Annotated in this window: 18 protein-coding genes and 2 pseudogenes; 7 read left to right on the top strand and 13 right to left on the bottom strand. The window is 44.4% G+C overall.

Annotated features, from left to right (window positions below):
• Positions 1-121: 121 nt before the first annotated feature.
• From G9G54_RS06220 to G9G54_RS06230, 3 genes are all read left to right on the top strand, one after another.
• Complete coding sequence (locus tag G9G54_RS06220; protein ID WP_165176788.1) at positions 122-4,123, top strand: GH32 C-terminal domain-containing protein; 4,002 nt, start codon at positions 122-124, stop codon at positions 4,121-4,123.
• Positions 4,124-4,617: 494 nt separating this feature from the next.
• Positions 4,618-4,929 carry an SDR family NAD(P)-dependent oxidoreductase gene (locus tag G9G54_RS25475; RefSeq protein WP_235309795.1) on the top strand — a complete coding sequence of 104 codons (312 nt, stop codon included), beginning with the start codon at positions 4,618-4,620 and terminating at the stop codon, positions 4,927-4,929.
• A gap of 182 nt (positions 4,930-5,111) precedes the next feature.
• Positions 5,112-5,285, top strand: coding sequence for a hypothetical protein (locus G9G54_RS06230; protein WP_165176790.1), 174 nt, complete (start codon positions 5,112-5,114; stop codon positions 5,283-5,285).
• A 732-nt stretch (positions 5,286-6,017) separates the two neighbouring features.
• Here the strand turns inward: G9G54_RS06230 and G9G54_RS06235 are convergent.
• Positions 6,018-6,386, bottom strand: a pseudogene (locus G9G54_RS06235) (winged helix-turn-helix transcriptional regulator).
• Positions 6,387-6,593: 207 nt separating this feature from the next.
• Here G9G54_RS06235 and G9G54_RS06240 point away from each other — a divergent pair.
• The 3 genes and pseudogenes from G9G54_RS06240 to xerS all read left to right on the top strand — a co-directional run bounded on the left by G9G54_RS06240 (position 6,594) and on the right by xerS (position 9,546).
• Positions 6,594-7,562 carry an NAD(P)H-dependent flavin oxidoreductase gene (locus G9G54_RS06240; RefSeq protein ID WP_165176792.1) on the top strand — a complete coding sequence of 323 codons (969 nt, stop codon included), beginning with the start codon at positions 6,594-6,596 and terminating at the stop codon, positions 7,560-7,562.
• Positions 7,563-7,902: 340 nt separating this feature from the next.
• Positions 7,903-8,189, top strand: a pseudogene (locus G9G54_RS06245) (immunity 53 family protein).
• A 286-nt stretch (positions 8,190-8,475) separates the two neighbouring features.
• A complete protein-coding gene (xerS, locus tag G9G54_RS06250) occupies positions 8,476-9,546 on the top strand; it encodes a tyrosine recombinase XerS (protein WP_165176794.1) in 1,071 nt (356 codons plus the stop codon).
• 863 nt (positions 9,547-10,409) lie between these two features.
• Here xerS and G9G54_RS06255 read toward each other — a convergent pair.
• From G9G54_RS06255 to G9G54_RS06300, 10 genes are read right to left on the bottom strand one after another with little or no spacing between them, the layout of a single operon-like run.
• Positions 10,410-10,988: a hypothetical protein gene (locus tag G9G54_RS06255; protein WP_069291976.1), complete on the bottom strand. Its 579-nt coding sequence runs from the start codon at positions 10,986-10,988 to the stop codon at positions 10,410-10,412.
• Complete coding sequence (locus G9G54_RS06260; protein WP_165176796.1) at positions 10,979-11,950, bottom strand: 3-oxoacyl-[acyl-carrier-protein] synthase III C-terminal domain-containing protein; 972 nt, start codon at positions 11,948-11,950, stop codon at positions 10,979-10,981. Before G9G54_RS06260 ends, G9G54_RS06255 begins: the two co-directional genes overlap by 10 nt.
• Positions 11,943-12,893 (bottom strand): methyltransferase domain-containing protein, encoded by a 951-nt coding sequence (locus tag G9G54_RS06265; RefSeq protein ID WP_165176798.1) that lies wholly within the window; start codon positions 12,891-12,893, stop codon positions 11,943-11,945. The genes G9G54_RS06260 and G9G54_RS06265 overlap by 8 nt, the downstream gene beginning before the upstream one ends.
• A 35-nt stretch (positions 12,894-12,928) precedes the next feature.
• Positions 12,929-13,741 (bottom strand): ABC transporter permease, encoded by an 813-nt coding sequence (locus tag G9G54_RS06270; RefSeq protein ID WP_231109362.1) that lies wholly within the window; start codon positions 13,739-13,741, stop codon positions 12,929-12,931.
• 3 nt (positions 13,742-13,744) lie between these two features.
• Positions 13,745-14,554 (bottom strand): ABC transporter permease, encoded by an 810-nt coding sequence (locus tag G9G54_RS06275; RefSeq protein ID WP_165176800.1) that lies wholly within the window; start codon positions 14,552-14,554, stop codon positions 13,745-13,747.
• Positions 14,551-15,540: an ABC transporter ATP-binding protein gene (locus tag G9G54_RS06280; RefSeq protein WP_165176802.1), complete on the bottom strand. Its 990-nt coding sequence runs from the start codon at positions 15,538-15,540 to the stop codon at positions 14,551-14,553. Before G9G54_RS06280 ends, G9G54_RS06275 begins: the two co-directional genes overlap by 4 nt.
• 50 nt (positions 15,541-15,590) lie before the next feature.
• Positions 15,591-16,760: a radical SAM protein gene (locus G9G54_RS06285; protein ID WP_165176804.1), complete on the bottom strand. Its 1,170-nt coding sequence runs from the start codon at positions 16,758-16,760 to the stop codon at positions 15,591-15,593.
• Positions 16,732-17,841 (bottom strand): hypothetical protein, encoded by a 1,110-nt coding sequence (locus tag G9G54_RS06290; RefSeq protein ID WP_165176806.1) that lies wholly within the window; start codon positions 17,839-17,841, stop codon positions 16,732-16,734. The genes G9G54_RS06285 and G9G54_RS06290 overlap by 29 nt, the downstream gene beginning before the upstream one ends.
• Positions 17,834-19,150, bottom strand: a complete 1,317-nt coding sequence (locus G9G54_RS06295; RefSeq protein WP_165176808.1) for a hypothetical protein — start codon at positions 19,148-19,150, stop codon at positions 17,834-17,836. Before G9G54_RS06295 ends, G9G54_RS06290 begins: the two co-directional genes overlap by 8 nt.
• A 1-nt stretch (position 19,151) precedes the next feature.
• A complete protein-coding gene (locus G9G54_RS06300; RefSeq protein WP_061828348.1) occupies positions 19,152-19,400 on the bottom strand; it encodes an acyl carrier protein in 249 nt (82 codons plus the stop codon).
• 114 nt (positions 19,401-19,514) lie between these two features.
• Between G9G54_RS06300 and G9G54_RS06305 the strand changes: the two genes are divergently transcribed.
• Entirely contained in the window at positions 19,515-20,360 is an 846-nt protein-coding gene (locus G9G54_RS06305; RefSeq protein ID WP_165176810.1) for a PIG-L deacetylase family protein, read from the top strand.
• Here the strand turns inward: G9G54_RS06305 and G9G54_RS25480 are convergent.
• Both G9G54_RS25480 and G9G54_RS06315 read right to left on the bottom strand, forming a co-directional pair.
• Positions 20,335-20,601 (bottom strand): acyl carrier protein, encoded by a 267-nt coding sequence (locus G9G54_RS25480; protein WP_238807812.1) that lies wholly within the window; start codon positions 20,599-20,601, stop codon positions 20,335-20,337. The two genes, G9G54_RS06305 and G9G54_RS25480, sit on opposite strands and share 26 nt — an antisense overlap.
• Positions 20,602-20,603: 2 nt before the next feature.
• Positions 20,604-21,626: a hypothetical protein gene (locus G9G54_RS06315; RefSeq protein WP_165176812.1), complete on the bottom strand. Its 1,023-nt coding sequence runs from the start codon at positions 21,624-21,626 to the stop codon at positions 20,604-20,606.
• Positions 21,627-21,888 lie beyond the last annotated feature (262 nt).

A 21,888-nucleotide genomic window follows, 5' to 3' on the forward strand; every position in this document is an offset into this window, starting at 1 on the left:
AATTGGAAACGTTTCATATATTTTCTCCTTTCTTCTTGACTTTCATCTTTGTACTAGGAGAGCATTTCGAAATGAAGTATCGATGTTTGAAAGTGCAAGAAATTTCGAAGGAGGATCTAGAATGAAAAAGGTAAAAATAAGAAAATATTGGATATCGGGAATGCTTATATGGGCTATGGTGCTCCAGCTTGTTGTTCCAGGAATCTCCGCAGTAGCTGAATCTAGAACTGTTGCTGGGAACACGCTCATTCCTAAAAATGACGTAGGCTCGTCGGTTACGAATGCGGTTTATCAAATCAAGAATATTCCTAAGAATGACGTGGGATTGTCAGTTACGGATTCGGTCTATCAAATCCGGAATCCTGGATTTGAAACAGGAGATTTGACGGGATGGACCGTTGTCAAAGGCAATGCGTTCGGTCCGAATAGCGTGACAAACGAAACGACTTGGTGGGCGGAAAAAATACCGTATAACCAGGAAGGCGCTTATCATTTAAACGGCTGGAAGTATGACGAATCTGCGACAGGTGTACTTCGTTCCAGCACTTTCGAGCTGGGCGGAAGCGGCTGGATCAGCTTCAAGCTTGGCGGTGCGAAGAACCCAGACAAGGTATTTATAAATATTGTGGAAGTCGATACGGGACAAGTTATTGCCCGATACGGAAATAGCGCATTCGCCGACGTTGGCTTCCCGGATCCTGCGCAGGGCATGCGGCTTGCCAATATGGTGCAATACAAGGCGGATCTTTCCACACAATTGGGCAAGAAACTGTATGTGGAGGTCGTCGATAATGCAACCTCAGATTGGGGAATCATTTTTGCGGACGCATTCTCCGTGTACCATGAATCGGAGCCAGCTGAAGGAATGGTTGCGACGGATATCAAGCCAGATTTCAAACGCTATGAAATCGATAATCCAAGCTTTGAAACCGGAAATCTCGATGGCTGGACGGTTGAGGGAGATGCTTTTGAAGTGACCGATGAAGCTCATGCGAGCAAAGAAGGGAACTTCTATGCCAGATCCTCCGTGCAAGGTAAGGGCTTCATCACCTCTAATACTTTCACGCTTCAGGGAACCGGAACAATTAACTTCACTATTTTGGATATCCTCAAACCGGAAAACGCATATGTCGCACTTTACGATGCGAACAGCAACACATTGCTTATGAAAACCGGGGATGTCAGCGCGAACGAGAAAATCTCATGGAAAGTACAGGAACACTACAACAAGAAGCTCTATGTAAAGGTTGTCGATCATTCCAATGAAGCCAGCATTGCCGTTGATGGGTTCCAAGCAAGTGGTGTGGGTACCATTTTCTATTTAAACCTTGATGAAGGCGCAGGAAAAAAAGTGTTGGAGAATGTACGCAATCTTAAGCATGATGTGAACTATGTATTTAACAACGCCAGGTATATGGCATCGAAGGATCCAAGATGGACTCCGCGTGGAATAAAAGGCGGCGCCTTATTGTTTGATGGATACTCGAATTATATTGAGGTCAATGCAAAGGATACTGTGCCTGTAAGCGACGCGTTAACCATCGAAGCTTGGGTTGCACCGCGGAGCTATGAATGGGGAGACGGAAACAAGCTGTCTGCGATCGTAAACCAATCCGATCAGGATAAAGCAGAGGGCTTTTCTCTTGGAATGTATCGGCACGGTACATGGTCGATGCAGGTAGGAATTGGCGGCCAGTGGATTCAGGTATGGGTTAAGGATCACCCGTTGGAAAAATACAAGTGGAATTATGTGGCCGCTACTTTCAGTAAAGAAGATGGAAAGATTAAGTTATATCTAAACGGTGAGGAAGTGGCTTCCCAAGCAACCCCCGTCAACGTTCCGATCACACCATCTACCGAAAGCCTGATCATCGGGAAAAATAATAAACCTGTAGAGTTGGCAGGGTTGTTCTCCTTCAATATGTTCAGCGGACTCCTAGATGAAGTGAAGCTGCATAATAAAGCCCTTACGAACCAGGAGATACTTGCTGGATATGAGAGCGTGAAGGCGCTTCATGGAGGTTCGATTCCGAAAATTCCGAATTCGGACATTGATGAGGATCCAAGTGTGTTTGACGGAGATCAGCACCGTCCCCAGTACCACGCGATGCCTCCGCAAAACTGGATGAATGAAGCACATGCACCGATTTATTATAACGGCAAATACCATTTATTTTATCAACATAACCCGCAAGGTCCATACTGGCATCAAATCCACTGGGGGCATTGGGTGAGTGACGATATGGTGAACTGGCAAAATGTAAGACCTGCTCTTGCGCCCGAAGCGGGCACCCTAGATCCGGACGGCACGTGGTCAGGCAGTGCAGCGTATGATCGAAACGGCAACCCCGTTCTGTTCTATACCGCCGGCAACGACTCCCTGTCGCCGAACCAAAGAACCGGGCTGGCAACTCCGGCGGATTTGTCCGATCCCTATTTGGAAAAATGGGTGAAATATCCTAAACCGGTAACGGAGCAGAATGGAAAAGGCATTCACAATGAGTTCCGCGATCCATTTGTATGGTACGACAAAGAGGTGGACAAGTGGTATCAGTTAGTGACGTCTGGCCTTCCAGACTTCAGAAGCGGCACAGCTTTGGTGTATGTATCCGACGATATGTACAATTGGGAATATAAGGGGCCATTATACGTTAGTGACAGAAGCCGTTATCCGGAGTTGGGTACGGTATGGGAGCTGCCAGTGTTATTGCCGTTAGGCACGGATAGTACGGGCAAGCAAAAATATATTTTCATGATTAATCCCCATGAAAAGCCGGAGCATGTTCCTCCAGCGAACGATGTGCAAAGAGATGTTGAGGTCTTTTACTGGATCGGGACCTGGGACCGGGATAACTTTAAATTTATTCCTGATCAGGAGGCACCCTCCAAAATGGATGTAGGTGACGGCTATTTAACCGCAGAGAGCGGTCTGGTCACACCTGACGGAAGAACGGTCGTATTCTCCATGGTGCAAAATGTAAGAACACCGCAAGCCGAATATCAATCCGGATGGGCTCATAATTTATCTTTGCCGTTTTCCCTAAGCCTCGATAAGCATGATAAATTGCATGTCGAACCGATTAAAGAACTGCAGAGCCTTCGAGGGAAAAAATGGGTTGATTTTTCGGACAAAAATTTGGAGAGTGCCAATCAATTGATTAAAAATGTCAAAGGCGACATGCTAGAGATTGTGATGGAGATTGATCCGCGTGAGGCCCAGAAATTCGGTCTCAAGGTGCGACGCTCGGAAAAAGGCCAAGAAGAGACGCTCATTTACTACGACAAGAAGAATGGGACATTCAATGTGGATCGAACCAAGAGCAGCATTGATCCGGATGTGCGTGTGGACGGCATTCAAGGAGGATATGTAGATCTTGACGGAGAGAACTTGAAACTCCATATCTTTCTCGATCGCTCGGTCATTGAAGCCTTTGCAAATTACAAGAAGAAGCTGACAACTCGTGTCTATGTAGGCAGATACGACTCCTTGGGCTTGCAAATCTGGGCCGATGGCGATATCACTGTCAAGTCTATGCAAGTATGGGATATGAATGCCTTAACGGGTAAAACGGCTGCTCCGGTCTATGTGCCCGATAACTGGGATAACTCCGTGTATAAGGATATTACAGAGCTGCCTAACCATGATTTTGCTACAGGCGACTTAACAGGATGGATTACGGAAGGAGACGCCTTCCAGAATGTCCATGTGACCAATACCCAGTTCTTCTGGGACACCATTTACTTCAACCCGTCGCATAAAATTCCGGGCGGCTACCATTTATGGGGCTTCAACGAGCAAGCCGGCGGCGACAGCTTGACAGGAGCGCTAAGATCTCAAAATTTCGTCCTTGGTGGGAACGGTAAGATCAACTTCCTTATCAGCGGCGGCCGGGATATAGACCGTTTGTATGTTGCGCTGGTTCGGGCGTCGGACGGCAAAGAGTTATTTAAAGAGACAGCGACCAATTATGAAGAATATCAACGAAAGATTTGGGATGCGTCGGATTATATCGGCGAGGAGCTTTACATTAAGGTGGTTGACCACTCCAAAGGCGGGTTTGGACATATTAACGTCGATGATTTCAACGTACCTGTTCAGGTAAAGAAGAAGACCAACAACTGACCTTGTCAATACAGAACACCCGTGAGTCCTGCAGTCACTCCAAGCAAACCGAATAGTCAGAGCAGCTTGTCATTCGAAATGGCAAAGGAGAACGGCAGCTACTTGTAAAACGAAGCTGAACCAATTTTATTTGGATGGGAGATAAAAATGTATTTAATTTAATGATTCGGGTAGCAAAATAGATATTTCAAAACAAGTTGCTATTGTCAGCGGTTCAAATCGAGGTTTAGGCAAACATCTAGCTCTTGAACTTTAGCAAGAGGAGCTAAAGTATACGCTGGTGCGAGGAACCCAGAATCAGTCGATCTGCCTGGTGCTATTCCACTACAACTCATATTACTGCTCCGAAATCTGTGGTAGCTGCAGCAGAGATCGCAGGGGATGTTACCCTTCTAATTAACAACGCTGGTTCAGCAACGGGTGCTTCTCTGCTCACAGGTTGGCTGGATGCTATTCATTTGTAATTCGACACTCATGTTTCTGGTACACTTTCAATGATTCGCACGTTCGCACCAGTGATTGAGAAGAATGGAGGGGGTTCGATTCTGAATATCCTATCCGTATTATCTTGGATCAATATAGACGAAGGAGGGGCATATTCAGCTGCAAAATCTGCTCAATGGGGAGTAACAAAAGCATTACGCTTAGAATTAGCTGCTAAGAACGTTAGGGGTGCCGGATTGCATGTAGCGTTTATGGACACGGACATGACAGCTGGCATCCATGCGCCTAAATCATCTCCAAAGGACATCTCTAGAACCGCAATTGATGGGATTGAAGCCGACCTCTACGAGATTGTTGACTGATGCTACAAGTCGGGAGGTACAGCAGGGTCTTGCCAGAGGAGTTCCTTCCCTGTACCCACATTTATTTCAATAAAAATACCCTACTCGATGCTTGTAGTGAAAGTATTGGTATTGATCGTGTGAAACTATAATAAATGAGATTTGGATTTTACAGTATATTAACATATTAGGAGGAGTGAAACATGCGTTTTCTCGTTCATGTCAAAATTCAACCAGATGCACCGCAGGAAGAAATTGCGGAACAGTTGCCCGCAGAACAAGCACGGTTCGCAGAATTGGTGGAACAAGGGGTGATCAGTAAGAGCAAAAGCAATGGGCGGAGCAAGTGGTCTGCGTATCGGAATGCTAGAGGGTAACAAAGTGGATGGCTATATTACTGTCGGCACAGGTATTACTCCAATTAAAGAGATTAGAACTGTAAACGCAGTGATTGATGACTTAATGCAAGATTTTAATTAATTGCCTTGTTAGACTTATCAATATGCAAAGAATAATTTTGAAATAGGATTTTTTTCGATGTTCTTGATAAGCTTTGCTTTTACCTTGGTAATAAAGTGAGTTATACACTTTTTAAAAGTAAAATGATAAATGGATCATTGGACGTATTCTTTGGCCACAACGGGCGCGATATACTGGTTTCACTTGAAGTTAGCCCCTAACATTAATTGTTAGGGGTTTTAAATAGCTTCATTAGAAGAGTTGGGGACAAAGAAAGAATGCAGGACACACTAGACCATGTCTGTCGCTTTCAAAGGTTTTTTTTATTATGCTAAAATAAAGTAAAGAGGGCGAACAAAAAACGCCAATAGGTACAAGTTCTTGTCCTAAGCAAAGGACAAGAACTTGGTCCCTTTGCCCGCAATGGACAAGAACATGGTACTATTGCCGATTTGACCAGGTTCGATATTTTGGGCCTAGCCCCAAAGGTTGGCTTAACTTACTGTTACTCGATATGTTATGCAATTAGAAGTAGTGGCAAGGCCATTCCTTTTGAGGTGGACTAGAATGGCTGGCTGAAGGAGCAATCCTGAACATACATTTGGTCCAGATGGCGAGATTTTATGTGCTGGCTGATTAGGGGGTAGCCTTTATCCTTCATCTAATTCAGGCTTCTCCCCATATTCTTTACCGAATTCCTCCATCTTCTTTAGGACAGGCAGCAGTTTGTTTCCTTTCTCTGTCAGCGAATATTCGACCCGTGGCGGAACTTCCGGATACACATCGCGCTGAATAATTCCGTCGTCCTCCAGCTCCTTGAGTTACTTGGTGAGCGAGCCTTGCGACAAGCCTCTCAGGAAATTTTTTATCTCGGTAAACCGGCGTCTTTCCCCTTCCAGATACCAGATAATGAAATATTTCCATCGCCCCGAAAGTACATTTTGCGTAAAGGCTATTGCGTACATATTTCTTTTTTCATCAATAAACTCTTTTTCAAATCCTTCATTACATACCCTCATGATATCGCTCCCAGTCTAAAAGTACAAAAATATGTACTACGTTCATTTAAATTGCCTTCTTTGCAAATGAAACGTATGGACTTATGATAGTGCCAAGGCTGCTAACTAATTAGCAAGCTAATGATTATTGTAACATAACCCGGAGAGCAGACCAATTAAGCTTTACAGTATTATGCCAATAATGGTGCTAAAGAGAGGATAATAATTATGAAAAATCGTGTAACAGAAATTCTTGGTATTGAAAAGCCCATTTTACAAGGACCTATGAGTTGGATTACGAATGCCGAATTTGTTGCTGCCGTGAGTAATGCGGGTGGTTTAGGGATTCTTGGTCCGAATGCCGGTCAAACGACAATTACAACCTCTCCAGAGGAAACCGCAGAACGTATGCGCCGCGAGATTCGTAAAACAAAGGAACTGACGGATAAACCATTTGGTACAACTTTGATTACTGATGCAGATATGAAGTTCACTTGGCCAATTTTAGAAGTTGTCATTGAAGAAGGTGTTCAAGTTATTCTTCTTAATGGTGTTGAAGGAACATTGACTGAAAAGATCATTACCCCATTAAAGGAAGCGGGCATTAAAATTGTTTATCGTCCTTTGACTCCAACGATCGAAGATGCAAAGGCTGCTCAAGCTATGGGTGTTGACGTTTATGTTGTTACTGGATTTGATGAGGGTGGAACATTGCCAACAAGTATCATTGGTACGTTTACAATAACTCCTATGATCGTTGATGTGCTTGATATTCCAGTTATCGCTGCTGGTGGAATCGGTGATGCTCGCAGTGTTGCCAGCGCCTTTGAATTGGGGGCAGAAGGTGTCTTTTTAGGAAGCCGTTTTATTCCTACTGTTGAAAACCCTGCAGCACAATCAGTAAAGCAAATGATAGTGGATTCATCTGCAGCAGATTTGTTGTTGTACCGTACTTTACCAGCTTACTACCGTTCGTTGCCTACACCGTTTGCTGAAAAATTGGTGGCTATGGATAACCAGGGCGCATCTCGTGAAGAAATTGCTAAGGTTGGGGGTAGTTCAAGTGTAATCCGTATCGGTATGCTTGAAGGTAACGGCGAAGGTGGTATTATCACTGTTGGTACTGGAATTACGCCAAGCAAAAAGATCCAAACTGTACAAGAAGTGGTTGATGAGTTGGCAGCTGGTATTAAGTAAAAACGGAGACCCATCCTTTGAATAATACGCTTGAATTACTTCAAAATCATACCTCTGTTCGTTCTTATGCGAATAAACCCTGACGGCGGAACAACGGGAGGCCATCTTTAAGGCAGCTAATCAAACGAATTTACCTAAATATTTGATTCCGTGGGTGGGGCTATGTATCGGTATTCCGTCGGGAGATAAGCCTGCTCTTAAGCCGCGGTTACCTCTAATCCATGGTATTATTTGAAAACCAGTATCAGCCACTCGATAAAGAGCAATTAGAGCCGTCTATGATAATATCAGACTGAAGTATTATGAAGGGCGTCCTATTAAAGCTCCGTTCACCGAATGATTGGATATATTAACTTGGTTACAAGAATGGTATTATTTACACTGCGATGAAGATTGGGAGCATCAAGAACGAATAAAAATAACAACGCTTGATAATCCAGGATGGCAAATTAAAATTAATTTAAAAGAAACAGAACTAGAAACAAAAAATTTAATGCGCTTATAATAGAGAGAAGCGATGATGACTGGATTCACTGCAATATCGAGAGCAGTTTATTTTCTGCAGGGGGCCCAGGAAATCTAGGTGAAATGCTATCTATATTCTATAGATGGGTAAAGTTAGATTAATACTCGGTATCGCAGAGAATGATAAAACAGATGTTAAGCCTTAGAACTTTTTAACCCATGCTTAGGCGGGTTTTCTTAACTGTGGAACGAAGCTAGCTCAAGATAAAGCAGAAGCCAAAAGACTTTGGGTTGAACGTGTGCTGAAAAAAAACAAAATTCTCCTATTCATAGGGATATTCCGAATTACCATGCCATAATGTAAGATGAATATTAAAATTACGTAAAATAATAATTTGACGAATAAATAACGATGGGTTATGATGAATCCATGGAGGTTTGTACATAAATGGATAAACTAATGAAAAATCACTACATGCAACGTATTGATGAAAAATTGTCCGATTTACCTTGGTATGTAACAGAATTTATAGATAGCAAAAAACGCAAGTTATCTCCAACAACACTTCTTAATTACTGTCATGATTACATTATTTTTTTCGATTGGCTTATTGCAGAGAATCTAACTTCATCAAATCGGAAAGAAATAACCTTAGAAACATTGGAGTTATTAACAATACGTGAAGTGGAAAACTTCTTGTCATTCCTGGATTATCAACTTGGAAACAAGAAACTTACGATAAATCGCAAATTGTCCTCTCTAAAATCGTTGTTTGATTACCTTCAGAATAAGGCTGAAACAAGCGACTTGAAGCCTTATATTCAACGAAATGTAATGGCCAAAATGGATTTGAATGCTATCAAAGAAAGCCAAGAAACCATTGCAAACCGTATTGAAGGAAAAATTCTAAGAAATGATGATTTCGAATTATTCAGGCAATTTGTAGCTTATGATTTTGGTGAAAAACATAAAGAAAACAAGCGTATTTTTACGTTTCATCAGTTTAATCGTGAGCGTGATACAGCAATCGTTTCGCTGATATTAGGTTCAGGGCTTAGATTGTCTGAGGTTGCAGGAATTAATATGGATGACTTAGATATGAATAAAGCTTTAGTTCGAGTGGTACGTAAAGGTGATAAAGAACAATACGTTTACTTTAGCAAACAGGCTTTAATGGATTTAGAAAGTTATCTGCAGATCAGAGAAACAAGATATTTACCAGATAAACAAGAAAACTATTTATTCATTGCAGCTCCTGTAGGTCGTAAAGGAAAAAGCCGTCGTCTGACACAACGATCAATTGAAAAGCTGATTGAAAAATATGCCACTGCCTTTGGGAAACCTTCTCTAACAGTGCATTCGCTCAGGCATTCATTTGCAACGCGATATCATCTTGAAAATAACGATGTCCCAAGACTAAAGAATCAATTAGGGCATTCTTCCATTCAGACAACAATGATATATACTCACTTAACAGATGAAGAGATGCGTAATGCTGTGAATAATATGGACCGATGAAACCGTGTCGCTACGCGGTTTCTCTTGAACATCTTCACAAAATACGGATTTTGACTAAATGTCTAGCGGCGCATTCACTCATAACGAGCATTGCGATTTTCAAGATTATTTGATAAATTATACATCTCTAATTTATTTCATGATAAATAAAACTTTATAAAAGCCCCACTTCATTGATTCAACATTTTCATCATTAATTATATAAGGTAAATCTAGATCAAATGCTTTTAGATACAATACGCTCATCTCCCTCTATTCTTCCCATGGACGTGGTTGTTGATGTCTACTCATTGAATTGCCTTTTTTCCATAGACTCATAGCATTCGCTTTCTCCCAATCAAGGGCTTCCTGCCTGTTACGCATTTTTGTAAAGGTTTTACAAAAAAAGGTCACCCGCTGGGAGTCTTCTTAGATGATACTTGCCGTCAACGTCGTTTTCAATCCAAATCCGCAGTAAAGGACCTCGAAATTTTTCAGTTTCTGAGGTCCTTTTTTACTAACTCTCAATATTCAAAATCTGACTTTAAAATTCACCGAACCCCTTGATCGGTAAAAAGCACTTTCAACTCCCTGTAACTTCATCCCACAATAAAAGTCGTCCTATCCTCCTAAAATAGCGATACACATCTAATCGGCAATCGGACTATGTTCTTGTCCATTCCGGCAATCGGTAAAAGTTCTTGTCCTTGGCTCGGGACACGAACTTTTACCGATAAAATAAAAAAGCCGCTAAAATAGCGACTTCAATGACACAATGTTCTTGTCCCTCGACAAGAAGCAATATTCCGAGGTCACGATGGAGCGCATGGAAAAAACCAATCCTTCTCCTAAATGGCCTTGGTAAGATGGTGGGTACGAGGAAATTATGTTCGTCGTAACTTCAGTTGGCTTGCACCGAAGACTCCAGCATCGAACGTGACGACTTCCATCTCCAGATCGCTTGTAAACTCTGATTGGTGCAGTCCAAGCTTTAGGATCGGTTCAACTGCGCTTTTTGCTCCTGCTTTAACGTTGGTGCCTGGAAGCTTACGGCAGCTTTCAACTCGATAATCACCGGCCATAGTCGACACACCGATCAGTGCGGTCATACTCAAGCAACTCCCTTGTTTGTCGATATGATCTGGAATGAATGAGTCGGCAATGACGCAAAGAGCATGATTTTTTGTACCGCTATTGAACATCCAGTCTAATATTGTTAATGCATTAGATAGAGAAAGGCTACCAGACTGCCCGACGGAAATGGGCATAACCTCATTTAGTCCTAATTCTTGTCTCAGTTTAGCACAGCCATTAACACCAGCTTCAAAGTCCGTCTGATGACAGTAACAGAGCAAGTCAATTCCTTCGGTCCAATTCCTATTCTTTTCAATTAGATCGGTTATCCGTCCCCATGGCATTTCTAATCCCACAGCGGCCTCAGCATGATGAAATGTCAAATACATAGCTCGTTCACCTTCTTGGCATACCGATGAATCGCACAACCGTAATAGCCTCCAAAGCCAACGGAAATCGTCATATACAAGTCCCCTTCTTTCAAGAAACCTGAACGGATAGCGTGATCGATATTATTTAGGATATCGGTGTTATGAATATGTCCGTCCTTGGAGAGGGTTAGATTGTAGAAGCGTTCCAGGGACACCCTCAGCACTTGAGCCAGCATACTCCATACGTGTAGCCCCAAATTGGTGCAAAAGATCACGGCGATCTGAGCAATGTGAATACCGGACTCGCTTAATGCTGCTCTTACTGCCTGTCTGACCCCTAAATAAAACGTTGAGTAATATAATTGAATACGATCTGGAGCCAGATCGTATACGAGGCCGTCGACTCTCATAACCGAAGCAAGTGTCTGCTGTCCTTGACGCTGCCCCTTCATATATAAAGCAGCACTCGCGCCGTCACCGAACACCATGAACGGATCGCTCCGTTCATAAGAATTCATGGCTCTGTCGGCAGTGATGAACAAGATTCCTTCACCTTGCTGACGCGGGGCCATGAAGTAGTTCGACGCCAGGCACAACGATAAGTGCATCGTGGAACAAGAATATTCCTCCAAAGGGATAAATGGGACTGCCTCAAGGGCGAATTCATCTGCTAGGCGATCAAAAAGATTCCGTTCACCGTTTTCATTATTCGTTACACTAGCAAACATGACCGCCGCGATCTGTACATTCATCTGCAGAGCCCGGCGCAGAATTGGCCTACACACGGTAGCAATCATCTGTTCCAATTCAAGTTCCTCTTCTATGGACACCAGCTCAAAGCCTTTGTTCAAGTATTCCGAATCGCTCATTCGAAATTCTACGCCGTCGGCCTTCACCTGCTGAATCGCTTTCGTGACATGGGTACGGGACTTCGGGAGATAGACGGAATAATCGACGATCGTCACGTGGTTCTCATACATTGTGATGAGTCCGCTTTCGGAAATGCATGATCTTGTACTGGCGTTCCCCGCTTTTCATTTCATCGTACAAGGACGTGCCTGGCACACCAATTGTTTTCCAAATCGCAGTATCCATCTGATCTTCAGTTCCAAAAGCGGCTATGCGATTCTTTAGAACTTGATCACTTGAAAGCAAAACTTCCCCCGTGATATCGCGTGATATAAGCAGCTCGAAGCCCAGTTCAAGCAAATATCGTTCACCATCGTCAAACTTCCAGGTTGGCAAATCGTCCGCATAAACGAAAGTCCCGCCCGGTTTCAGCACCCGGAAGACCTCGTCATAAAAAGACTTAATCGATGGATATAGATCAGACGCTTCCATGTTGAGGACAAAATCACAGCATGACGAACCGATAGGAAGCCTCTCGGCATCCCCAACACAAAAATAGGCATTTGGGAAACGGTTGGTCAATTGGCAAAATGCAATATTGGCTTCGGTCAGATCTAAGCCAACAACGCTTCTCACACCGTAACTTCGACAGAGCTCTCGCACGCCTCCCCCTCTGCCACAGGCTACCTCCAAAATGTTCTTATCCTCGAGATATAAACCATCCAAGCACTCCTGCAGAAGCCGGATGGAGTTTCGATTGACACTTGCTGGGGCCTGATTGAACTCGGAGGCGAACCCCCAATTGATAAATGTCGAGAAACGGGAAAAGCCACTCTCGTCCAAGGACCGATTATAGTTAGTGAACATCTTCATGATATCCTTTTTGAGGACTGCAGTTTCCCCGCTTTCCTGCCCTTGCAGATCAGCCAGCATAAACGGAACACCACCATCACCGAAGAAGTAACTGACCGCGCACTCCCCGCACACCAACATCTGATCCGATGTGTTTAGCTTTGACTTGCAAATAGGACATACTAAGGCAATGCCGGTTGCCGGCCAACGAAGCATATGCATGTCATTCCTCCCTCCCTCAATTAAGTTGTCAGCCTTTAGCCGCTTGCACTGTTATAATTACGTATTGCCCGACTCCAAACGAAGCGAACGATTACAAGGAGCACAATTGGTACGATAGCGCCCCATACCGCCAAAGCAGGTGTCAGCTGATTCATCACCATCATAGGCGCAAAATTCGTAATGACGAGAAAAGGCAATAAATACACGCCGATTCGTTGGATGAAACGTGAATAGATCGGCATTGGCATATTATTGGCGTCCCAAATGGAATAGAAAATTCCCGCCAGCCCTCCCGTATTAACAAGCCAGAAGGATAACAAGGCTGGGATGAACATGAGACAGTAAGTAATGATCAACGCTGTCCCCAAGTAAAACAAAAATGAGAATAAACTCCATGCCGTTACCGGGATATTTAATGCATTCCAACTGATCACAACCATCGTTCCACCCGCGATGAAATTCGGAATTGGCATCCCAAGATCGATGTATCGAAGCGAAACCAAAAACTGTAGTGAAATTGGCTTAACCATGAGTAGATCCAACGTCCCGCTGCGTATATACTCGGATACCCTGACGAAATTAGGGAAAAAGAGCCCGGAATAAAGACCGGTCATAATCGTGTATGTGCCGACAAACATCAAGATACCATCAGGCGTGATCGATCCGATATGCAAGTCCGTCTCATAGACTACTACGACGTAAAGCAGCTTGGCAAACAAGTATGCGATTTCCACAGCAATCCCGAGTATGAAGTTCGTCCTGTATTCCATTTGAGCAATAAAGCAGTTCTTAATGAACAAAAAGTAAATCATTAGGTAGTTGCGAAGCGTTCCCAGCCATCCTCTCACCGGTCAGCCCCCCAATCCGAGATACTTCTTCATTCCGGCGCGCCATACGATCCGTGAAAAGGCAAGCAGCGCGATCATCCAGAAGAACTGCATCCCGATTCCTTGTACTGCCTCGTCCATTGACAATCTGCCATTAATAACATTCGCAGGAAAATGGATCGTATACTTGAATGGCAAGTAGTCTAAAATCTTATTTATGGTCTTACCAAACACCTCAATCGGAAAAACACCACCACTTAAAATGATGACAAATAAGCCGGTCATTTCAAAAAAATAGGAGATTTCAGACAATATAAATGCAACAGCCGCGAGCGTATAAGAGATAAGAAAGTTTAACAACAAAGACATGACCATTGACACCATAAAGAGTAGAATATGTGCCAAGGGAATCCGTATACCATAAGTTCCGGTCAAGTAAACGAGTGTAAACAGCAAGATACATAGCATGGCTGAAAAAAAGAAAATCTTTTGCCCCAGCATAGTAAATAGCTTCAGAGCGAAAAAACTGACCGGTTGAACCAAATATTTATTCAACCCACCATCCTTGATCTCGGTGGCCACGTTTTGACCTATATCCGTTGTCACAATTTTCGTCACGATGGCTGCCGTTATCGTGTATAAAATCATTTGGCCATAGGTATATCCGAAAAATTCCGACGATTCCGATCTTCCATAGACCGCTGACCAAATATAATATTGGATCAGAATCGGAAAGAATGCACTGATCAAGGAAAAGAGAAAGTCAAATCGATATTCGAGTGAAGACTGAACGCCTAACTGGAACACGCGTCCGTATTTGGGAAAGGCACTCATCCGGATACCCGATCATCCCGCTGATACAAGGATACAACGACTTCCTCGATAGGAATATCTTCGATCGTAATATCTTCAATCGGGTAGTGTTCAAGCAAATCCCTGGAAGCCATGCTAATGCGCTCCTTACTTATCTCCAGCGTGGCATGAAATCCGTCCGATTGACGCACCTTCCCGTACAACTGCAGCTGTCCAGTCGCTACGTGTTGCTTAAATTTTAACTGTATGATTTTCGTGTCGTTCAAAACATCGTCGATTCGCTTCAGATCCCCGTCGAAGACGAGCCTGCCATCATTAATAATGATCGTCCGCTTGCACAGATCCTCGATGTCCTTCATGTAATGACTTGTCAAAATAATCGTTGTCCTATGCTGTTCATTGTAATACTTCAAAAACTCCCGCACCTTTTTCTGTGTAACAATATCGAGCCCGATCGTCGGCTCATCCAGGAAAAGCAGTTTCGGTTTATGAATAAGCGCCGCAAGGAGCTCCATCTTCATACGCTCACCTAGCGATAAACGCCTTACCTGAACATTCATAATGTGCTTGACGTCCAACAGTTCGATGAGTTCGTTCAGTGTTTGTTTGTAATGCCGATCGTCAACCTGATAGATATATTTGTTTAGCAAAATGGATTCCGCCGCAGGCAAGTCAACCCATAGTTGGCTCTTCTGCCCCATTACAATAGCGAACTGCTTCTTGAATTCCTTATTTCGCTCATAAGGCTTGAAGCCCAGTACAGTAAGTTCGCCGCTAGTTGGATGTAAGATGCCAGAGAGCATCTTTAGCGTCGTCGTTTTGCCTGCCCCATTAGGCCCAAGGAAAGCAACCATTTCCCCCTCTTCGATCGAAAAGGAGATATTTTTCACCGCTTCCTTCGTCAAACTTTTCCGATAAAAGAGGTTTTTAATGGAATGAAGCATTCCGACCTCTTTGGTGTAATAGGTGAAGTTTTTAGCTAACTGCACCACATGGATCGCTGTCAATTGCGCTCCTCCTTAACAATTAAATCGAACTAGAAGGTGGACGATAACGTTTACCGGCCATAATGATAAAGTAACCCGCATCGGGAACAGACCGGCATCAGTCCGCAAGCTAATACCTCTCGGTGTTTGGCAAAATTTTCCCCCTTCCAAACCTCCTTCACATCCACATCACTAATGTTGCCGACCGCCATCTCAGGAAAGAACTTGCACGGAGTGACGTTTCCGCTCGGCAATACGTCCATTCGGGTGGAGATCGCCAAGCATTCCTTCCGCTTCATCCCGGTTCTCTGCACGCCAGTGACAAAATCCTCTATCTCGTCTTGCTCCAATGCGGGCATAAATCGAACCCGGCTTCCCCATGTTTGCTCGGAGATGCGGAGAACCTCCTCCTTGAGTGCCCCCACCTTCTCGCCGGAGATATGATAAGTGAATGAATTCCAACTGCAGCTACCCTGACGGATTGGATCCAGCCAGTCAAACTCTTTGATGAAGAAATTGTCCATCTCCTGAGCAGACTCAGGTGCGATATACCACGGATATACAAAGTAGACCGAATCCACGCCCATCTCCTCGAAAAACTTCATAAAATCAAACATTTTGGGAATCATGAGATCATTCATCGTCAAGCTGACGGATACTCTGCCCTTGAAAATGCCCTGACGCTGCAACTCCAGCAGACGTTCTATGGCACTAACCACCTTTTTGTAGGTCCCTCTGCCCCTTATCGCGTCGTTCTCAGCCTCGAATCCCTCCAGACTGGCTAGTACGACAAGTCCCTCACCGATCTTAAGCAGTGAATCTAACTTTTCCTCCATAAGAATCGCGTTTGTACAAATCGTCGTCGTCCGCTGATCGCGTTCCAGCAGATTCGCAATCTGATCGAACTTGCTATGGTACAGCGGTTCTCCGCCCCAAAGATAGACTTTCGACTTCTTCTCATGGGTAAAGACAAGGAGCTTATCGACCAACGCGACATCGATTTCTTTACCTTGCTCCTCCTTGGACATGTCCCAGTGAAAGCCGTCCGAGTTCCACTCGTAGCAATGCTTGCAACGCAAGTTGCACCCGTTGTTCAGCTTGATCCCGATATCTTCTGGGATCTCCATCGCATAGCGACTATCGGTCGCTCGAAGCCGACTGACCCGGGACATATTCATAATTGTACGCTTCAGATCGTTAAACACACGCTCATCAAACTTTCGACTCGTTTTGGGTTGCATAATTTACACCTCCATAAGTTTTGCAACGCTCGCGGGCATGTAGTAGGTTACAATGAGCACGTTCCAATATCTCGATGTTGAATCCCTGCGTCTTCCAATCCGTAAAGGACACGCCAAATCCTTGCTTAATCCAATATTCAGCATTGGCGGTTTCGTGTCTTCCAAAGGGCTCAAGAAAAACCATAGGCGTCGCAGCGGCGAACGATTCCATCAAGGAATAGCCCCCCGGCTTACTGACAATGGCTGTGCAACGGCGAATTCGTTCAAATAACAGGGGAGTAGTTCCGCTGTCTAAGTAAATGGGAGTCTCTCCATGTTGAATCTGAGCAAATGGAGGAAAACCGAATTCCCCCCGTCTATTCCTCAGCCACGGACTCCACGATGGGTCGTTCCGATAATAGCAAATGCGTGGATCAGGCTGGATATCCTCGTCAAAATAAGCCAGAACATCCAGCTCCATACCGCCTTCAAGCAGGTCTCGAACAGCCTGCGGGTAGGTCCCAATCCCCCAGCCGCCACCATGGACCACCATTCTCTCTTCTCGCTGGCGAAACGGGATCGGTGCTTCGTCCGTCATCGGAAGTTGTAATTCAAAACGCTTCTTGGTCGGTTCGTAAAACCAAATGTGGTTGTACCGCTCGCTTCGAGATCCATAGACCAAATAAGATGGCGAAAGCGTAGCATCGAGATGAAGCATGTCGACCTCGAGCCGAGTTCCAACAAACCGTTCATATTGTTCCAAAATCGGGATCCAGAACCCAGTCAACGCAATGAACGACGTCCGGCGCTCACGGGACCAATCTTCCAGCAGCAGCTGTACCTTGGTGGGATCCAGGCAATCTGAAATATCGCGAGCCAACTCCACACTCTTCCGAGCGATAGCGAAATTATCATGAAAGGCTTTACGATAAGCCGGCACTTTGTTCTTTAAGCCGTCGACATACACATTTTCGAGCACACAGACTTCGTTTGAAATGCCGGAACGCTCCAGGTAAATGCCTAGCTGTACGGCGGGCATGTACACACCTAGTGAGTTACCGGATCCAAGTATAGTGACACAAGGCTTCAAATGACTATCCATACCACTTGCCTCCCTGGACTTCAAAACGTTCCTTTAGCTTGTCGATTAAACTTTTCTGCTCCTGCACATCTCGCGCGATTACAAACAGATAAAGCCTACCCTTGATGAAACTGCCTTCGCTTAATGTCTGTGGGTAATCTGATTCCCCATAGCCAGCAAACATGCACGCCGGGGAAAGCGGAATGATGCCCTCACCGGTATGATTAGGGTATAAAACGCCGTCATCATCCAGCTGTCGCAGCCACTGCCCGTAATCAAACCGATGGCGACTGCCTACCGTTCGGAACGTAAATGTCCCGTGCTTCCCATTTTCCAGCCGTTCGCCCAGTCGATGACTGACCAGTCCCATCGATTGACGGGCGTTGATTTCTACAATCGGCACGATTGTGCCGTCCTTTAGTATCATGGAGTCAACACAAACATGGCCGAAGTACCTGTCCTTGTATAGTGAGGAAGCAAGCTTCTCAATGACATCGAAGTAACCGTTCCGTATTAGCGAATGACTGTTCTCCTCCTGCATCGCTTGTGACCCCACATAAGCAAACTGTCGATTGATGATTTGCTGCAAGCCGACGATCTGGTACGACCCGCTCTCATCAATTGAAAATTGGCAGGAAAAATCATATTCCACGTCAAGGAACGGCTCGACAAGAAACGCCGTTGAGGAACCGGCTTGCTCTTGTTTGCGCAAATAGCTTACTACACGTTCCAAAGATGATAGGTTTTTAAACAGCATATTGCCTTTTCCAGCTACGCCAAAGGGGTCTTTTAACAGGACCCCTTTCGACAACCCCATAAGCTCTCGCCCTACTGCAGCCAATTCATCCGCGCTGAACACTGGCTGGCTATAGGAGCTGCCCAGAAGTCTCTTAGCAAGATCGGCGGAATACAACTTAGAATTTACTCGTTTAACGTCTTGAAGGGTGGGCAGCTTGTTCGAATAGTTGTACCTGTCGAGAAGTTCGTGAACGTAAGGTACGACTGAAAAGGGAGTCATTTCACTAAACTGCTTCAGCCGCTCGTCGGTCTCTGGAACTTCGTACAGAGCGCGAAATAGATTTGGTTCATGGCTTGGGACATTCGCACTAAGCTGTCTAAAATGAAAGCCGATGTGCGCCAAATAATCCATGTGCGCCTCATCCATCTCAAAGCGGGTCAACAGTGTGTCCTCCGGGCCGCATAAGGAAGCCAGCAATTCATCCATAGCCATTACCACCCGCGACCGTGAAGGATCAGGAATAAAAGGCAACCTGCTACTCCCTTCTTCACGCCAATAGGTTTCCGAATCAAAGGTGCTGGCAACCAACATACTACCCGACCTCTTGATTCATGCCTTTTAGGAATGCCATGAAGGCACCGATTGAGCGCAGACAAGCCAAGTCCAGGTCCTCGTAAACGATCTCCACCCCAAAAGCATCTTCAACTCCGAGAATAAACGTTATCATCTGTAGGGAATCTAACTCGACGTCGTTAATCAGGTCGCTCTCCATTGTGAGAGTTTCACGAAGCGAGTCATCCTCAAGCACAGTTGCAATGATATTTTTTAATGTTTCAAACATAAACGTCATCCTTTCAACTTGTAGTTTCGATTTTTTATTTAATTCCAAAAAAAATAAATAAAAGGTATAATAGCAATATATTACTTATCACTGTTAAAGGGAGGGTTTGAAGCCTTGAATCACCACTGTCTGTTTGTCTCCGCCCATCTGGACGATGCTATTATTTCTTGCGGCGATTATATCGATTTGCTTGTTCATACTGGCTATCATGTGACCATAGCAACTGTTTTCACTGGTACTGGCACAGATCTATCCCTACTTGCTCGCATCCTGCACAAAAAGTTCGGACTAAGCTCCGACGTGATGAAGGTACGGCGAGAAGAGGACATTAGTGCATGTGATCTTCTCGATGTGGACACGATTCATCTGAACATGCCGGAATGTATCTATCGTAAAGATCGCAGCGGTGCCCCCTCATATGAAAAGCTGGACGATCTGTTCCGTAGTGACTACGAGACCGAGCTGGACGTGATTTCTGAGGCAACAAAAGTGCTTTTGACACGACTCTGTCTTACAGACTACGATCATATTTATATTCCGCTTGCAATCGGAAGACATGTGGATCACGGTATCGTGCGGGTTGCGGCCGAACAGGCTGTACGAAGTATTAGTGATCTGGAAGTCTCTGCCCGTTTGATTTACTACGAAGATCTACCGTATTTAAACTATGGTCAAGATATAAAATGGGAAATTGACCTAGCTCGGAATCTACATCCAGTCTACATTTCACTTCCCAAGTGCAGTTTGAAACAGAAGACTGCGGCCATCCTGGAATACCGCTCCCAGATCCGTCTATTATGGCACTCCCGATGGGAGATGCTTAGACAAGTGATTCAACATGCGCATTCGTGCCGTCCGCCAGAGCATCAGCCTGATCCAAACTCATATTGCTTCAGACTGCATGTTGTGAGTGTGCATGATCAAGTACCGCTTGCTATAAGCGTTCCTGGTAACTTTTAATAAGATCAGCCAAGTCGCCAAGGGTTAGATGACTGCCTGCCATGTTACCTACCAGTTCGTCCGGGAGCTCTAGACCGAATTCGGTTTCGAGCTCCACGACGAATGTAATCATCTGCATAGAATTCATTTGGATCCATATCTCTTCAAGTAACGCATTAGCGTTTATACGTTGTTTATCGTAGTCCGGAATCTTTTGATGAATAAGGTTTTGGATGCGTTCCAAACAGGGTTGTTTTCTCAACGTTAGACCTCCTCCTCTACGCCCATTGGAGTTATGTTTGACACAAGGCTCAAGTTGTAGATCATAAGTTCGATAGCCTCGCGCTCACAGGCTTGAATACGCCTAATTAACACTTCCACTTTTTTGAGGTTATCTTCGTTTTTCGTCAGTGAATATTTGATAATCAAATTTCGCGCTAATAGAGCATCGTCAGCAATCATCTGATAGCGAACCTTGAGCTGATTACTTTCCCCTAGAACACCAGTTTGATTCATGAAGTCAATTCGTTCCAACATCAAGATCTTGTGATCATAGATCACTTGAAACGGGCGATTATCTTCCTCAATTTGTCCACTGCGTATGCGGGTTATATCCAAAATTAGCTCGTCATAAACACGAATTCCCCATACACATGGATTTGTTATATAACCCAACTCTCTGTATTTGTCGGAGGGATTTGCTCCATTTAAATAGTCCTTAAGGTGCTCAATAACATAGTTTAGATTAAAGTCATAAGCTGCTCGTTCGTTGAACTGTAACAGAGAGAGACCACCCTTCCCCGCATACAACCAATCTCCATCGTCATCGATTCCCTCGTAGGCACGTCTCATTTGCTCAAATGTGATTTCGTTAAATGAGTACTTCCCCCCCGCGAATGTAAAATCGGCGATATGAAATATGTCCCTCTCCTCGTCATAACCAAAAATAAATGAGTCATGTGAGAAGAAAGATTCAATATCCAAAAACTGCGCTTGATCAAGAAGCAAATAAATATAATTATTCATGTCTATACAATCCATCAGAAAAGTACATATATCCTTGTTGAAATTTCGAACCAACTGACGACTTAAATGTTGGCGAAGCAGCCAAGGACAAAATTCAAAGGTAGGAGTACGGTAGAAGTCCACATAGGAACTTCCCTCATTTAAGGTGAGCTGGAGAGGAATGAAATGTGTCATTATCCACGGCTTTGCTTGCGGGTAATTGGCTAGGACGGCAAACGTATTTGCCTGCCACTGCCACGAGGTGATTGCCGGATACTGCATCGGTAATATCTTGGATCGCAATTAGACACCCCCTTGGGAGAGAATTTGATTTAGTGTCAATTAGCTAAGAACTACAGACTGACAGCACAGATAGAGTCAAACTTCCTGGACCACCGCAACGCTGTAGTCCTTATTCGTTTTCAGGAGTGATTGCTTCGTTAATTAGTTTGGGGCACCAAGTTCAGATCCGGGGGTGCCCAAAACCGGACTGTAACCATTTCGTCGAATCAAGCCATTGCTAAAGTCTAAACCGTCTCATTTT

This window comes from Paenibacillus sp. EKM212P (genome assembly GCF_011066115.1).
Taxonomy (GTDB): Bacteria; Bacillota; Bacilli; order Paenibacillales; family Paenibacillaceae; genus Paenibacillus; species Paenibacillus polymyxa_B.